Genomic DNA, 15,039 nt, shown 5'->3' with positions numbered 1-15,039 from the left:
CGGGACAGTCACGAGCTCTGCTGGAGTCGCTCCGCAGCCTGAGCAGGGGTGTCGTAGTAGCCAGGCCGTGCCAGCAGGACCGAGCTGAAGTAGTAGCCCTGTTCTTCTTCCGGCTCATCGTCGGCTGCGAACGGGCGCCAGAAGCTCAGCAGCAAGTCGGGGGTGATGAATGAAGCATCGTCGTCAGGATCTTCCTCGATCGAGGTGAGCTCACCGACGCGCCGGACAACCTCGCGGGCCGGAAGCGCGAACACGTCCACACCCTGGAACAACACTCGATCCGTCTGGGACGAGGGCCTTCCCAGCTCGATAGCTTCGAGCGTGTCGCGCATGCATTGGATGCTGATCATCAGCCCGCTGGGACGGAACACGTGTTGTCCCGGCCGGTCGGACTCCGAGATCGCAGAAGGATCGCGGAGCGAGTACAACGCGGTGTTGGCCGCGTGTCGAGTCATACCGATCCGCAACGGGCCAACGCCGTTTGGTGGGGCGAGGTCGAAGTCCATGCGGGCATGATCCCAAACAGGTCTGTCAGCGAGTACCGGGGAACGTGGAGGCCGCGTGCCACACGTGGGCGCAGGCCCTGGACGCGATGGAAGGCGTGCAGTCGGGCAGAGCACGCGAGGCGGCCGTGAACATGCGCCGGGTGCTGTCCCCCTTCCGTAATCGGGGAATCAGCCTGGCGGCGGAGATCGACGAGCGCGCCAAGGCCGTACTCGAACGAGTAGCCTGACGGCGCCATGGGTGGTGAAGGCGGGCGTGTTGTGATCGGCCGCCTCGCCGTGCCGCGAGCGGAGAAGGGGGAACCCGTGTCCACACAGTCCATCGAGGTGCCGGTGATCGCCGACGTGGTGGGAGGCCACAAGGGGCGGCTCGACGACTTCAAGGGCGGCGTGGAGTCGATCATCCGGCTGCGCCCGGAGTACCCGGAGGGGACTCTGCAGGGGATCGAGGAGTTCTCCCACCTCCAGGTCACCTGGTTCTTCAACTTCGGCTCCCCCGACGACGTCGCCCTCCACGCGCGCAGCCCGCGCGACAACCCGGCTTGGCCGGCCACGGGCACCTTCGTGCACCACAACCACCGGCGCCCCGCACGCCTCGCTACCTCGTTCCCGCGGTTGCTCGGCGTCGAGGGGCGGGACCTGCACGTCACGGACCTCGATGCCGATGACGGCACCCTGGTGGTGGACCTGGTGGCGGTCTTCGAGGAGTTCCTGCCGCGCGGCACCGTCACGCAGCCGTCGTGGCCCAGTGAGATGCTGCAGGACTACTGGAGGGACGCGGCCGAGCGGTGACTCGGGGTCTCTCCGGGACCGAGACTGGCGGGTCGACGTAAACCAGCCCCCAAGATCTAGCCGGCCCGGGGCTTTTTCAGGATGCCCGCCTGGCCGCACCGTCCGCCGCCGGACGGGCGGTTTCCGTCTCGGGCGGGATGCGGGGGCCGTGCACCGTAGCTGCTGCCGCGGGGGCAAGGTCGAGGTCGAGGTGGGAGCCTCGAAGCAGTCCGTCGTCACGCTTGCCCGGTGGCTCGAACACTCCAGCCCGACCTTCACCCTTGACCACTATGCCCACTTCATGCCGGAGGCCGGTGGTAAGGGGCGTGCAGCCGTCGACGCGTTGCTTGGTGTCGTCCCAGAGTACGTACCGGAGAATTTCGCCCCTGCGTGAGAAAAAGGGTGGCACAGCGAGCGCTGTGCCACCCGTTTTGCTGTGCCGACTCGCGGCAATCACCCCGCCAGGCTTTTACGCCGAACACGCAGGGAGTACGCCGTTCCCTCGGGGCCGCTGCTGCTGCCCCAGCCACCGCTCGTCGCTACGACCCATCCCTGCTGGTCCTTCATCTGGGCAGCGAACGCGCTCAGGTCGTGTATCGAGCAGCCGCACTCCAGCGAGACACGGATGCTGATGTACGGACTTCGGGGGCTGTCGTTGCCGTAGGAATTCTTCTCCCACCGAACGTCGTGGACGTGCTCCTTGAGGCCGGTGCGGTCCTCATCGTGCTTGATCCCGTGGGCCTTGGCGTACTCGTCCAGGTCGTCGATCACGAACAGGTGGCTCGACCACTCGCCGGGCCAGACGGCGAAGAGGCGCGACGTGCCGGCGAGCGCTCGCTCGTAGGCGGCGCGGTCGTCTCCGTGTGTCACCGTGCCATCCTCGTGGACCTCGATATAGCACGTCGTACGTGCGGTGTAGGGGAAGTCCTTCCCTGCCGCCGCGGCGCTTCTCGGTTCCAATCAGCCCTCCCGGTGTGCGTGGTGCCCCGTTGAGCAGTCAACAGCATCTGAGGCGGCTGCCGCAGGCGGTTGGGCACCACGCTTAGTGACCGGCTGCTGCGGCAGGGCGGCGGGAGCGAATCCGTGCGATAGGTGCCGAACACCAGGTGAGCGGAGCGACGGCTTCCTCCCCAGCGCGGCGCATTCTCCCCAGATTCTCCCCAGGGCCTCGAAACAGCCCTCCAGAGGCGTTCGCAAACGCGAAGTGGGGCAACGTCTGAGGCTGCTGTCTACAGCCAGTCCCGCCTCTTGAAGATGACGTACAGGCTCGTGCACACCACCGCCATCAGCAGGACCGCGAAAGGGTAGCCGTACACCCAGTGCAGCTCCGGCATGTGGTCGAAGTTCATGCCGTAGATCGTCCCCACCAGTGTGGGCGCGAAGAGAATGGCCGCCCAGGACGAGATTTTCTTGATCTCCTCGTTCTGTTCGAAGCCCGCCTCCGCCAACGCGCGCATTTCCGCGTTCTGTTGTTGTGTCACCAGGGTCGCGTTGACCGTGAGGATTTCACTGAGTGCCTGGCGGAAGCCGTCCACGCGCTCGCTGGTGTGGGTGACGTGGTCGGCGACGTCGCGGAGGCGGCGCTGGAGCTCGTCGTCCGTGCCGTACTTGGCGAAGCCGGCCATCAGGGAGTGGAGCATGCTGACCAGGGGGCGGGTGGCGCGCTGGAACTCGACCATTTCGCGGGAGAGTTCGTAGATGCGGCGGGACACCGCCGGGTCGCCGCGGAACACCTCGGTCTCGATCTCGTCGATGTCGTTCTGGACGCCCGCCACCACGGGGGCGTATCCGTCGACCACCGCGTCGAGGATCGCGTAGAGGACCGCCTCGGGCCCGAGGGCCAGCAGTTCGGGGGTCTCTTCCATGCGGCGGCGTACGGCCGAGAGGTCCGGTGCCGCGCCGTGGCGGACCGTGATGAGGAAGTCCGTGCCGAGGAAGACGTGAAGCTCCCCGAAGTCGACCTCCTCCTGGGCGTCCAGGTAGCGGGCGGCGCGCAGGACGACGAAGAGCGTGTCTCCGTACCGCTCCAGCTTGGGGCGCTGGTGGGCCTCCATCGCGTCCTCCACGGCCAGTTCGTGGAGATCGAACTCGGCCGCCAGCGACAGCAGTTCCGCTTCGGAGGGGCGGTGCAGGCCGATCCACGCCATGCCCTCCGGCTCCTCGCGCAGCCGGCGGAACGTCTCGGCGAGCGTGTCGGGGGAGGCCACCTTGTGACCGTCGCGGTAGAGGGACGCCTGGACGACGCTGCGGTGGTTCCCGGACGGCGTGTCGGCGGGCGCGTCGGGTGCGGGTGACTCGGGGGCGGGGCGGCGGCGCCAGTTGTTCTTCTTCGAGGGCAGAGTCATCGGGGCCTCACCTCCTTTACCTTCGGGGCAGGATATATGTCCTGGTTTGCTCGGGCGTAACGGGACGGGGCGGCATCCAGGACAGAAGCCGTCCGCAAGGGCGCGTAGCGTGCGGAGCATGGTCTCCCCGACGAGCCCGGTGCTCTCCACCCGCGCCCTCAACCGCGCCACCCTCGCACGACAGCTCCTGCTTCGGCGTACCCCGATGTCCGCCGGGCACGCAGTCGAGCACCTCATCGGACTCCAGGCGCAGAACACCAAGCCCCCGTACTACGCTCTCGCCGCCCGCCTCGACGGCTTCCGGCCCGAGGAACTCTCCGGGCTCATGGAGTCCCGCGCGGTGGCCCGGATCGTCACCATGCGCTCCACCATCCACACGCACACCGCCGACGACGTGATGCGCCTGCGGCCCCTGGTCCAGCCGGCGCGCGACCGTGAGGTGAACATCTTCCGCAAGGGCCTCACCGGGGTCGACCTTGAGCGGCTGACCGCGCTCAGCCGCCACCTGGTGGAGGAGCGGCCCCGTACGCCGAAGGAGCTCCGCGAGGCGCTGCTGAAGGAGTGGCCGGACGCCGACCCGCTCGCCCTGACGGTCGCCGCCCGCTGTCTGCTGCCCCTCGTCCAGGTCACCCCGCGGGGCCTGTGGGACCGCGGCGGACAGGTGGTGCTCACCACCGCCGAGGTGTGGCTCGGGAGGGAGCCGGAGCCCGCGCCCGCGCCGGAGGAGGTCGTCCTGCGGTACCTCGCCGCGTTCGGACCCGCCTCCGTCAAGGACATGCAGACCTGGTCGGGGCTGACCCGGCTGCGTCCCGCCTTCGAGCGGCTGCGGCCCCGGCTGATGACCTTCCGCGACGCGCACGGCGTTGAGCTCTTCGACCTGCCCGACGCGCCCCGGCCCGACCCGGACACCCCCGCCCCGCCGCGCTTCCTTCCGGAGTTCGACAACCTCCTGCTCTCCCACGCCGACCGCACCCGCGTCGTACCGAAGGAGTACAAGGACCGCACCTGGAAGGGTAACCAGGCGCACCGCACCTTCCTCGTGGACGGCTTCCTCGCCGGGATCTGGCGTCCGGAGGAGAACCGAGGGGGCGGCGTCACGCTGACCGTGCAGCCCTTCGCGGCGCTCACGCCGGCGCAGCGCGCCGCCGTCGCCGAGGAGGGCGAGCGGACGATGGCGACGCTGACGGGGGGCCGGGCCCGCGACTCCGTACGGTTCGGGACGGTCGCGGAGTAGGCGGGAGGACGGGACGGGCGAGGGGCGGAAGAGGGCGAGGGGCAAAGGGGCCGGAGACGACGAGGGGGCGCAGAGGGCGAGGGGGTGGAGAGGGCGAGGGGGTGGAGCAGGCGAGCGACGCGCACGCCGTATCCCGGTCGTTCGGCCCCGTTCCGGGGTAGTGAGGACTCACCGATCACCCGCACGAGGAGGACACACATGGCGGAACGCGCGGAGAGCGGCGCGGCGGACCCGAGGGACGCGGTGGGCGCGACGGAGAGCTTCCGGGCTGCCCGGGACTTCCTGCTGCGGCACCGGGAGGACTACGCGACGGCGTACGAAGGGTTCGTCTGGCCCCGGCCCGAGCGGTTCAACTGGGCGCTGGACTGGTTCGACGTCATCGCGGCCGGCAACGACCGGACCGCGCTGCACATCGTCGAGGAGGACGGCACCGAGACCCGCCTGTCCTTCGCCGAGATGTCCACCCGCTCCGACCGTGCCGCCAACTGGCTGCGCGAGCGGGGTGTCCGGGCCGGCGACCGCCTCCTCGTCATGCTCGGCAACCAGGTGGAGCTGTGGGAGACGGCCCTCGCCGCGATGAAACTGCGCGCCGTCGTCATCCCCGCCACGCCGCTGCTCGGCCCGGCCGATCTGCGCGACCGGGTCGAGCGAGGGGGGGTCCGCCATGTGCTCGTACGGGCCGGGGACACCGCCAAGTTCGACGACGTGCCGGGGGACTGGACCCGGATCGCGGTCGGGGACGCCACCGACGGATGGCTCCGGTACGAGGACGCCCACGAGGCCCCGGCCGGGTTCACGCCCGACGGGGAGACCCACGCCGACGATCCCCTGATGCTGTACTTCACCTCCGGCACCACCGCCCGCCCCAAACTCGTCGAGCACACCCACACCTCGTACCCGATCGGGCACCTGGCGACGATGTACTGGATCGGGCTCCGGCCCGGGGACGTCCATCTGAACATCTCCTCGCCCGGCTGGGCCAAGCACGCCTGGTCCAATCTCTTCGCGCCCTGGAACGCCGAGGCGACCGTCTTCATCCACAACTACACGCGCTTCGACGCCGCCCGCCTGATGGCCGAGATGGACCGGCACGGCGTCACCGGCTTCTGTGCCCCGCCCACCGTCTGGCGGATGCTGATCCAGGCGGACCTGACCGCCCTGCGCACCCCGCCGCGCGAGGTCGTCGCGGCCGGTGAGCCGCTGAACCCGGAGGTCATCGAGACCGTGCGGCGCCAGTGGGGTGTCACCGTCCGGGACGGCTTCGGGCAGACGGAGACGGCCGTCCAGGTCTCCAACAGCCCCGGTCAGCTCCTGAAGGCCGGCTCCATGGGGCGGCCGAGCCCCGGTTTCCGCGTGGAGCTGCTGGACCCCGTGACGGGGAAACCCGGCGCCCGGGAGGGGGAGATCGCGCTCGATCTGTCGGCCGCCCCTGTGGGGGTGATGGCCGGCTACCACGGCGACCCGGAGCGTACGGCCGAGGCGATGGCGGACGGCTACTACCGCACCGGTGACATCGCCACGCGCGACGAGGACGGGTACCTCACCTTCGTGGGGCGGCGGGACGAGGTGTTCAAGGCCTCCGACTACAAGATTTCGCCGTTCGAGCTGGAGAGCGCGCTGCTGGAGCACGAGGCGGTGGCGGAGGCGGCGGTCGTTCCCGCGCCCGACCCCGTACGGCTGGCCGTGCCCAAGGCGTACATCGTCCTCGCCGACGGCTGGGAGCCCGGCCCGGAGACGGCGAAGGCGCTGTTCGCGCACTCGCGCGCCGTCCTCTCGCCGTACAAGCGCGTACGGCGCATCGAGTTCGCCGAGCTGCCGAAGACGGTGTCGGGGAAGATCCGCCGCATCGAGCTGCGCGAGCGTACGGCGGCCGGGTCGGCGGACGAGTACGTGGAGGGGGAGCTGGGATGAGCCGGTCCCACACCGGCTGGAGATCCCGGACGTCTTCCCGATGACGGTCAGCGGCAAGGTACGGAAGGTGGAGTCGCGCGCGGCCTACGGCGGCTGAGCCTCCCGTCCGGGGCCCGCCCGGGCGTCCCGCTCGGGCGTCCGGCTCGGGAGCCCAGTGGCCCGGGGGCCGGTCCCGGGCGCCCGCCCAGCCCTCCGGCGGCGCATGCGCTCACGCGCCGCGGGCGACCAGCTCGTCGGCGGCGCTGTTCACCGGCTGCGGCGTGCCGGTGAGGTCCATGACGAACAGCGGCAGTCGCAGGCCGTCGGCCCGGGCGCGGGCGGTCTCCTCGTACCCGGCGAGCGAGAAGTGGACGCTCACGGCCGTGGCCGCGAGGCCGTTGAGCCAGAGGCATTCGACGGCGCGCAGCGACACGGGCCGGGTGGTGGGGTCGACCTGGGCGATCAGACCCGGGCCGCGCAGGTCGATGCCCATGGCCGCGAGGGTCGAGGGCGCCGCGGGCTCCTCGGGCTGGACGACGTCCCGGAAGCCGAGCCAGCGCAGGTAGAGCGCCGCAGCGGTGACCGCGTCGCGCGCGGTGCGGATCGTGACCGGGGTGAAGGAGGGGCGGGGCACGGCGGCGGTGCGCGGGAGCGGGATGTGCGCCGGGGCGGGGACCGTCGAGACGCCGGTCGTGGCGGCGGTCGGCCCGGACGAGGGTCCCGATCCGGTCCGGCCGCCCGGCGGCACCGCCGAGGACACCGGCCGCACCGGGACGCGCAGCACCGTGCCGCAGGGACAGCCGAGCTCGGGCTGCGGCCACTGGCCCTGCCGTCCGCACGCCGTGCAGCGCACGGTGACCCATGCGTCGGTCCAGGTGCGGTGGACGATCGGCTCGGCGGGAGCGCCCCTGAGGACGGGCGGGACGACCGGTGCGCCGCAGGCGCACGGATAGACGGGCGGCGCGTAGGCATGCGCGCGCCGGCAGGCCGGGCAGCGGACCGGCACGTTCTCTCCCACGATGGCCCCCTTCGTCGCGTGACCATCGTCCACCAAGCGGGCCGTCTTGGGGAGAACTTCGGCCATCACGAGGTCCGCGAGGCCCCGCCGAGCGCTGGACCACTCTTGACTGCTTCTGGCCCACCCCCCTACATTGCTTCCGTATAACAGAAACACACTTCCGCATTACGGAATCGCAGCTCTCAGGTGGCGCGACAGAGCCCCGATCCGCCAGGCGAAGCAGGAGCACTCCATGGCACGTATGACCGCCGCCCGAGCGGCAGTTGAGATCCTCAAGCGCGAGGGCGTCACCAACGCGTTCGGTGTGCCGGGCGCGGCGATCAACCCCTTCTACAAGGCGCTCCAGGAGGGCGGTGGCATCGACCACACGCTCGCCCGACACGTCGAGGGCGCGTCGCACATGGCCGAGGGGTACACCCGCGCCAACCCCGGCAACATCGGTGTCTGCATCGGTACGTCCGGTCCCGCCGGCACCGACATGATCACCGGCCTCTACTCGGCCATCGGTGACTCGATCCCGATCCTGTGCATCACCGGCCAGGCCCCGACCTCCGTGATCCACAAGGAGGACTTCCAGGCCGTCGACATCGCGTCGATCGCCAAGCCGGTCACCAAGGCCGCGACCACCGTCCTGGAGGCCGCCCAGGTCCCCGGCGTCTTCCAGCAGGCGTTCCACCTGATGCGCTCCGGCCGCCCCGGCCCGGTCCTCATCGACCTGCCGATCGACGTCCAGCTCACCGAGATCGAGTTCGACCCGGAGACGTACGAGCCGCTGCCGGTCTACAAGCCCGCCGCGACCCGCGCCCAGATCGAGAAGGCGATCTCCCTCCTCCTGGAGTCGCAGCGCCCGCTGATCGTCGCGGGCGGCGGCGTCATCAGCGCCGACGCCTCCGACCTGCTCGTCGAGTTCGCCGAGCTGACCAACACCCCCGTCATCCCGACCCTGATGGGCTGGGGCACCCTGCCGGACGACCACGAGCTGAACGCCGGCATGGTCGGCGTCCAGACCTCGCACCGCTACGGCAACGCGAACTTCCTGGAGTCGGACTTCGTCCTCGGCATCGGCAACCGCTGGGCCAACCGCCACACCGGCTACAAGCTGGACGTCTACACCAAGGGCCGCACGTTCGTCCACGTGGACATCGAGCCCACCCAGATCGGCAAGATCTTCGCCCCGGACTACGGCATCGCCTCGGACGCCAAGGCCGCCCTGGAGCTCTTCGTCCAGGTCGCCAAGGAGCTGAAGGCCGAGGGCAAGCTGCCCGACCGCTCCGCCTGGGTCGCCTCCACCCAGGAGCGCAAGGCCACCCTGCACCGCCGGACGCACTTCGACAACGTGCCGATGAAGCCGCAGCGCGTGTACGAGGAGATGAACAAGGCCTTCGGCCCGGAGACGCGCTACGTCACCACCATCGGCCTCTCCCAGATCGCCGGCGCGCAGATGCTGCACGTCTACAAGCCGCGCCACTGGATCAACTGCGGCCAGGCCGGCCCGCTCGGCTGGACCATCCCGGCCGCGCTGGGTGTCGCCACCGCCGACCCGGAGGCCCAGGTCGTCGCGCTGTCGGGCGACTACGACTTCCAGTTCATGATCGAGGAGCTGGCGGTCGGCGCGCAGCACCGCATCCCGTACGTCCACGTCCTGGTGAACAACTCCTACCTGGGTCTGATCCGTCAGGCGCAGATCGGCCTGGACATCAACTTCCAGGTCAACCTGGAGTTCGAGAACATCAACTCCCCGGAGCTGGGCGTCTACGGCGTGGACCACGTCAAGGTCGCCGAGGGCCTGGGCTGCAAGGCGATCCGCGTCACCGAGCCGGACCAGCTGCTGCCGGCCTTCGAGGAGGCCAAGAAGCTGGCCGCCGAGTACCGGGTCCCGGTCGTCGTCGAGGCGATCCTGGAGCGGATCACGAACATCTCCATGAGCCGCACCATGGACATCAGCGACATCTCCGAGTTCGAGGAGCTCGCCACCGAGCCGGGTCACGCCCCCACGGCGATCCGCCCGCTCGTCTGACGCGCCCGCCCCCTCCGCGGGGGATGCGCGGCCCGACACACGGCCCCCGCCCCGGGCACACCGGGGCGGGGGCCGTCGCGCGTCGTCACGCCGCCCAGCGCAGGGCGCGCAGGACGCGCCGCTCGACGCGGGCGGCGCGGTCGGCCCGTATCTCCACCTTCAGCTGCTCATTGGTGTCCAGGACGCCGTTACGGGTGGCCGCGACGTTGAGCACGCCGTCCGGGCCGATCACACCGCAGTCGATCGGCAGGTCCAGGGACGGCCGCTTGGTGGCCAGCGGCAGGTCGTGGAAGCGCACGGTGACCCGTGTGCCCGCCTGGCCCCGGACCGTCACGTAGGCGGTGACGGTGTACGCGCACGGGCCCTGGAGCAGCGCGGTGTCGTCGGCCATCTGCAGCAGCTGGTAGGTGCCCGCCGCCAGGGCCGGGCCGCCGGCCTCGGACTCGGTGATGACGCTCGGCATGGGGTCCTCCTGTGAGGGGGGCGATGTCTGGCCGCTCGCCCGGGCGACGATCCCGGGGAAGACGACGTTCTTGAACTGGCGCACGCGCGCGTCGCCGGGGCAGGCCGTGCCGGACACCGCCCACGCGGAGTGCAGCCGGTGGTAGCCGTAGCCGGGGTCCGACGCGGTGCGGCAGACGCGCAGCGGGATGCCGTGGTGCCGGTGCAGCCATACGCCGAGCCGGATCAGCTGCTCGACCTGCTTGTCGGTCCACGGGTCGGTGTGCTTGAGGTTCGACGCGGTCTCGATGGACACGGCTCCCGTGCCGTCGGGGCGCCGGTTCGCCTGGTAGTTGGCGTCGGCGCGGGTCTCGGTGCCGATGTACTGCGCGAGGTCTCCCTCGTACCCCAGCCCGAAATGGGACTCGAGTGAGCTGGTTTTCCAGTACTCGTAGAGCCGCTGCGCATCCCATGGCGCGGCGAGGCTGTGCAAGATGAACTGCGTAGGCCTGATAGCGGGTTGCTGATCACTCTCAGGCTGAAGCTCCAGCTTCTTCGCGAACGGGCACCAAGCCATCAGGGTGCCTCCTTCTGACTCAGGAACGTCTTTTCGGGGGGGGACATCGGCATGGACGAGCTCACCTGCGCTGTTGAGGGCTGCAGCCGCCCCGTACGCGTGCTCTCCCGGGGGTGGTGCGCCATGCACCACCAGCGGTGGCAGCGCCACGGAGGCACAGGCGCTGGGACCGCGCATCGCGTGCACGGCAGCACGGCAATGGAGACCCGGCGGTGCGAGTTCCCCGGCTGCACGCGGAAGTACATCAGCAAGGGGCTGTGCGCGAGCCGCAATTGGCAGCGCAACGCGGGACGCGAACTGACCGCGCTGCCGGACCGGCGGCACGCCAGGCCTCATGACCGCAACCCACAGGGCGAGAAGCAGTGCCGCACCTGCCTCCTCTGGCTCCCGCCGGACAAGTTCAACCGGAATGCCGGGGCCAAGGACGGGTTGCAGGGGAGCTGCCGAAGCTGCGGCCGGGACGCGCAGCGTAAGGCGCTGTACCAGCTGCCCCGTGGCCGCTACGCGGAGATGCCGGCGAGCCAAGGAGGCGCCTGCGCCATCCGCAAGCAGGCCGGCGTCAATGGGTTCGCTCTGTCTGTTGACCATGATCACGGCTGCTGCCCGGATTCCGCCGGGATCTGCGGGAAACGCGTCCGCGGCCTGGTGCGCACCGCGTGCAACCACGGCCTCGGGAAGCTCCGTGACAGCCCGGAACTCCTGCGCGCCGCGGCGGCGTACCTGGAATGGCGCGCCTCCCGGTAGCCGTTCAAGGCGCCCCCCTCGCTGTCGCGCCGGTACTCGTACATCCGGCGCGCGGTCCAGGGGGCGGCGTTGACGTCGAGGATGAACCGGGTGGGCCGAATCGCCGGCCGGCCGTCCGGCTCGGGCTGTGACTCCATGCGGGTGGCGGCGGGGTACCACGCCATGGGCTTCCCCTTCCGGGAAAGGACGCCTGACAGGTGCACGGTCAGTCAGACACGTACAGTGAGGTACTACCCGCTGTGTGTATCCGTCACCCCAGCCCGTCACCATGCGTGTCGGTGTCGGACGGAAGTATTCCGCGGATCGGGGGTACCCGCTCCTCATGGCTGATGGTGTGGACTCGGACGAACTGCTCCGTCGAATCAGGGTCGCCCGGGACTGGGCGCACGAAGAGGAAGAGCGGTCGGCGGACAAAGCCGACGAAGCCGCGGCGGCGGCGTACCGGGCGGTGGGGGCGGTCCTGGACAAGGTGGTGGACCCGACCCGCCACTGAGCGCAAGGAAGAGCGCAGAGTTTGGGGGACCGTAAACCCCAAACTCCGCGCTCTGGCTCTTCTGCTGTGGTGACGTTGTGCCCGTCCGACGGTGCGAGGTTGGCGCGACAGGACGTTCGCGCCGCCGGACGGAGTCATGGGGAGGATGCCGGGACCGCGGCGGCGGGCGACGGGAACCGCCGTCTCCCCTCCCTTCAGGTCAAGAAGGGGGACGAGGTGCCCCTACCACCGCACTGGCTCGCACGCCGCCGCGGTCCTCGGATGTGTCCGGCGCCACCGACCACCCCTCATCCGGGCCGGTGTTCCGGACCGCGTACGACGGCGGACCTCCCGTCTGCCGCCGTACGCCGCCTGGTGGAAACCCCGTGCGCTCAGTCCTCGCGCAGGGCGCGGACCGCTTCCTCGACGCGCTTGCCGTAGTCCGGGTCGGCGGCGTGGAAGTGGGCCAGGTTCTTCTCGATGACGTCCTCGCGGGACACCTGGGACAGGCCGCCGGCGATGTTGGCGACCAGACGCCCCTTCTCCTCCTCCGACATGAGGCGGTAGAGCTCACCGGCCTGGAAGAAGTCGTCGTCCTTGGTGTGCAGCGGGGCCGCGTGGGCGCCCGTGTAGCCGGCGACGGCCAGCGGGGCGGAGAGCGGCGCGTCGGTCTGGGCCGGACCGGCGTACGAGTTGGGCTCGTAGTTCTTGTCGTGGCGCGAGCCGTTGCGGGTGGCCATGAAACCGTCGCGGCCGTAGTTGTCCACCACGGCGGCCTTGGGCGCGTTCACCGGCAGCTGGGTGTGGTTGACACCGAGGCGGTAGCGGTGGGCGTCCGCGTAGGCGAACAGGCGGCCCTGGAGCATCTTGTCCGGGGACGGGCCGATGCCGGGAACGAAGTTGTTCGGCGAGAACGCGGCCTGCTCGACCTCGGCGAAGACGTTGTCCGGGTTGCGGTCGAGGACCATCCGGCCCACGCGCCGCAGCGGGTAGTCCGCGTGCGGCCACACCTTGGTGAGGTCGAACGGGTTGAAGCGGTAGTCCGCCGCCTCGTGCGCCGGCATGATCTGCACGTACAGGGTCCACGAGGGGTTCACACCGCGCTCGATGGCCTGCAGCAGGTCGGTCTGGTGCGAGTTGGCGTCCTTGCCGACCACCTCGGCGGCCTGCTCGCTGCTCAGGCAGCGGATGCCCTGGTTCGTCTTGAAGTGGTACTTGACGAAGAAGGCCTCGCCCGCCTCGTTGGTCCACTGGTAGGTGTGCGAGCCGTAGCCGTTCATGTGGCGGTACGAGGCGGGGATGCCGCGGTCGCCCATCAGCCAGGTGACCTGGTGCGTCGCCTCGGGGGCGTGCGCCCAGAAGTCCCAGACGTTGTCCGGCTCCTGCTTGCCCGTGAACGGGTCGCGCTTCTGCGAGTGGATGAAGTCGGGGAACTTGATCGGGTCCTTGATGAAGAACACCGGGGTGTTGTTGCCGACGAGGTCATAGTTGCCCTCTTCGGTGTAGAACTTCACCGCGAAACCGCGCGGGTCGCGGACCGCGTCCGCGCCGCCCAGCGAGTCCGCCACGGTCGAGAAGCGGATGAAGAGCTCCGTGCGCTTGCCGACCTCGGAGAGGAAGTCGGCCTTGGTGTACGCGGTGACGTCGTCGGTCACCTCGAAGTAGCCGTACGCACCGGAGCCACGGGCGTGCACCACGCGCTCCGGGATGCGCTCCCGGTTGAAGCGGGCGAGCTTCTCCAGCAGGTGCTGGTCCTGGAGGAGCAGCGGGCCACCGACGCCGGCGGTGGCGGAGTTCTGATTGTCGGCGACCGGGGCGCCGGACTCGGTCGTAAGCACGCGCTTCGACATGGTGACCTTCCGTGCGGGAGCTGCTGAGCGGTGTCAGGAGCGTAAATTCGCGTCCGATGAAACGTCAACAGTTTGTTGAAATGAAGGTGGTGAATCCGGGCCGCGGCTGCGCTTGGGCGCGACAGGACAGGTGTCAGCGCAGCCACGGCCCGGACGCCTTGGGGAGGGCCTCGGGCCGCCAGGGCCTCAGGCCTCCGGGGGGAGCCTCACGAAGGCTCCGGCCCGGGGTCGGGCGACCCGCGCGGGCGTCAGGCGACCGGTTGGCCCGAGAGGCGCTCGACGGCGCGCAGCAGGGCCGAGTGGTCCAGGCCGCCGTCGCCCTGGGCGCGCAGGGAGGCGACGAGCTGGGCGACCACGGCGCCGACCGGGAGGGCGGCACCGACGTTGCGGGCGGCGTCGGTGACGATGCCCATGTCCTTGTGGTGCAGGTCGATCCGGAAGCCGGGCTTGAAGTCCCGGTTGAGGAAGTTGTCCTTCTTGCGGGTCAGCACCGTGGAGCCGGCCAGGCCGCCGTTGAGGACGTCCAGGGCCGCGGCGAGGTCCACACCGGACTTCTCCAGGAAGACGACGGCCTCGGCGCACGCCTGGATGTTGACCGCCACGATCAGCTGGTTGGCGGCCTTCACCGTCTGGCCGGAGCCGTGCGGGCCGCACAGCACGATGGTCTTGCCGAGAGCCTCGAGGATCGGCTTGGCCTGGTCGAAGTCGGCCTGCTCGCCGCCGACCATGATCGACAGTACGGCCTCGATCGCGCCGGCCTCACCGCCGGAGACCGGGGCGTCGAGGACGCGGATGCCCTTGTCCTTCGCGGCCTTGGCCAGGTCGACGGAGGTCTGCGGCGTGATCGACGACATGTCGATCAGCAAGGCGCCGGACTGCGCGTTCTCCAGGATGCCGTCGGGGCCGTAGGCGATCGCCTCGACCTGCGGGGAGGCGGGCACCATCGTGATGACGACGTCGGCGTCCTTGACGGCCTCGGCGATGGAGGACGCGGCGGTGCCACCGGCGGCGGCCAGGCGGTCCAGCTTGTCCTGCTCCAGGGTGTAGCCGGTGACCTGGTAACCGGCCTTGATCAGGTTCTCGGACATGGGGGAGCCCATGATGCCGAGGCCGATCCAGGCGATCGCCGGACGGGTGGACCGGGAGGAATCAGCGAGGTTGCTCATCGGGGTGCCTC

14 protein-coding genes and 1 pseudogene are annotated in these 15,039 nt (G+C 70.1%); 8 read left to right on the top strand and 7 right to left on the bottom strand.

Annotation, left to right across the window (positions count from 1 at the left end; genetic code table 11):
- Positions 1–8: 8 nt before the first annotated feature.
- Positions 9–506 (bottom strand): hypothetical protein, encoded by a 498-nt coding sequence (locus ABZZ38_RS10540; protein WP_356737862.1) that lies wholly within the window; start codon positions 504–506, stop codon positions 9–11.
- Between the two features lie 95 nt (positions 507–601).
- On the opposite strand from ABZZ38_RS10540, the gene ABZZ38_RS10535 reads away from it, so the two are divergent.
- The 3 genes and pseudogenes from ABZZ38_RS10535 to ABZZ38_RS10525 form a co-directional block, all read left to right on the top strand.
- Entirely contained in the window at positions 602–733 is a 132-nt protein-coding gene (locus ABZZ38_RS10535; protein ID WP_356737860.1) for a hypothetical protein, read from the top strand.
- A gap of 76 nt (positions 734–809) precedes the next feature.
- Positions 810–1,295, top strand: coding sequence for a TrmO family methyltransferase (locus ABZZ38_RS10530; RefSeq protein ID WP_356737858.1), 486 nt, complete (start codon positions 810–812; stop codon positions 1,293–1,295).
- Between the two features lie 205 nt (positions 1,296–1,500).
- A pseudogene (locus ABZZ38_RS10525) lies at positions 1,501–1,668 on the top strand (site-specific integrase); the annotation flags it as partial.
- A gap of 59 nt (positions 1,669–1,727) precedes the next feature.
- Here the strand turns inward: ABZZ38_RS10525 and ABZZ38_RS10520 are convergent.
- Both ABZZ38_RS10520 and ABZZ38_RS10515 read right to left on the bottom strand, forming a co-directional pair.
- A complete protein-coding gene (locus tag ABZZ38_RS10520) occupies positions 1,728–2,144 on the bottom strand; it encodes a hypothetical protein (protein WP_356737856.1) in 417 nt (138 codons plus the stop codon).
- A 359-nt stretch (positions 2,145–2,503) separates the two neighbouring features.
- Positions 2,504–3,619 (bottom strand): magnesium and cobalt transport protein CorA, encoded by a 1,116-nt coding sequence (locus tag ABZZ38_RS10515; protein WP_356737854.1) that lies wholly within the window; start codon positions 3,617–3,619, stop codon positions 2,504–2,506.
- 118 nt (positions 3,620–3,737) lie between these two features.
- Here ABZZ38_RS10515 and ABZZ38_RS10510 point away from each other — a divergent pair, with 118 nt between their 5' ends.
- Both ABZZ38_RS10510 and ABZZ38_RS10505 read left to right on the top strand, forming a co-directional pair.
- Positions 3,738–4,853: a winged helix DNA-binding domain-containing protein gene (locus tag ABZZ38_RS10510; RefSeq protein ID WP_356737852.1), complete on the top strand. Its 1,116-nt coding sequence runs from the start codon at positions 3,738–3,740 to the stop codon at positions 4,851–4,853.
- A gap of 198 nt (positions 4,854–5,051) precedes the next feature.
- Positions 5,052–6,764 carry an AMP-binding protein gene (locus tag ABZZ38_RS10505; protein ID WP_356737851.1) on the top strand — a complete coding sequence of 571 codons (1,713 nt, stop codon included), beginning with the start codon at positions 5,052–5,054 and terminating at the stop codon, positions 6,762–6,764.
- Between the two features lie 208 nt (positions 6,765–6,972).
- On the opposite strand, the gene ABZZ38_RS10500 is transcribed toward ABZZ38_RS10505, so the two are convergent.
- On the bottom strand, positions 6,973–7,761 hold the full coding sequence (locus ABZZ38_RS10500) for a hypothetical protein (protein ID WP_356737849.1): 789 nt from the start codon (positions 7,759–7,761) through the stop codon (positions 6,973–6,975).
- A 232-nt stretch (positions 7,762–7,993) separates the two neighbouring features.
- On the opposite strand from ABZZ38_RS10500, the gene gcl reads away from it, so the two are divergent.
- Complete coding sequence (gene gcl / locus ABZZ38_RS10495) at positions 7,994–9,778, top strand: glyoxylate carboligase (protein ID WP_356737847.1); 1,785 nt, start codon at positions 7,994–7,996, stop codon at positions 9,776–9,778.
- Between the two features lie 85 nt (positions 9,779–9,863).
- On the opposite strand, the gene ABZZ38_RS10490 is transcribed toward gcl, so the two are convergent.
- Entirely contained in the window at positions 9,864–10,796 is a 933-nt protein-coding gene (locus tag ABZZ38_RS10490; protein WP_356737845.1) for an N-acetylmuramoyl-L-alanine amidase, read from the bottom strand.
- Positions 10,797–10,976: 180 nt separating this feature from the next.
- Between ABZZ38_RS10490 and ABZZ38_RS10485 the strand changes: the two genes are divergently transcribed.
- Positions 10,977–11,540, top strand: coding sequence for an endonuclease domain-containing protein (locus ABZZ38_RS10485; RefSeq protein WP_356737843.1), 564 nt, complete (start codon positions 10,977–10,979; stop codon positions 11,538–11,540).
- A 322-nt stretch (positions 11,541–11,862) separates the two neighbouring features.
- Positions 11,863–12,033, top strand: a complete 171-nt coding sequence (locus tag ABZZ38_RS10480) for a hypothetical protein (RefSeq protein WP_356737841.1) — start codon at positions 11,863–11,865, stop codon at positions 12,031–12,033.
- A 371-nt stretch (positions 12,034–12,404) separates the two neighbouring features.
- On the opposite strand, the gene ABZZ38_RS10475 is transcribed toward ABZZ38_RS10480, so the two are convergent.
- Positions 12,405–13,862, bottom strand: a complete 1,458-nt coding sequence (locus tag ABZZ38_RS10475; protein ID WP_356737839.1) for a catalase — start codon at positions 13,860–13,862, stop codon at positions 12,405–12,407.
- A gap of 248 nt (positions 13,863–14,110) precedes the next feature.
- Positions 14,111–15,028 (bottom strand): 2-hydroxy-3-oxopropionate reductase, encoded by a 918-nt coding sequence (locus ABZZ38_RS10470; RefSeq protein WP_356737837.1) that lies wholly within the window; start codon positions 15,026–15,028, stop codon positions 14,111–14,113.
- Positions 15,029–15,039: the final 11 nt, after the last annotated feature.

The sequence above is a fragment of the Streptomyces sp. NPDC006368 genome (assembly GCF_040612535.1).
In the GTDB taxonomy this organism is placed as follows: Bacteria; Actinomycetota; Actinomycetes; order Streptomycetales; family Streptomycetaceae; genus Streptomyces.
The sequence above is the reverse complement of the archived record's forward strand: the minus strand, read 5'-3'. Positions and strand labels throughout refer to the sequence as shown.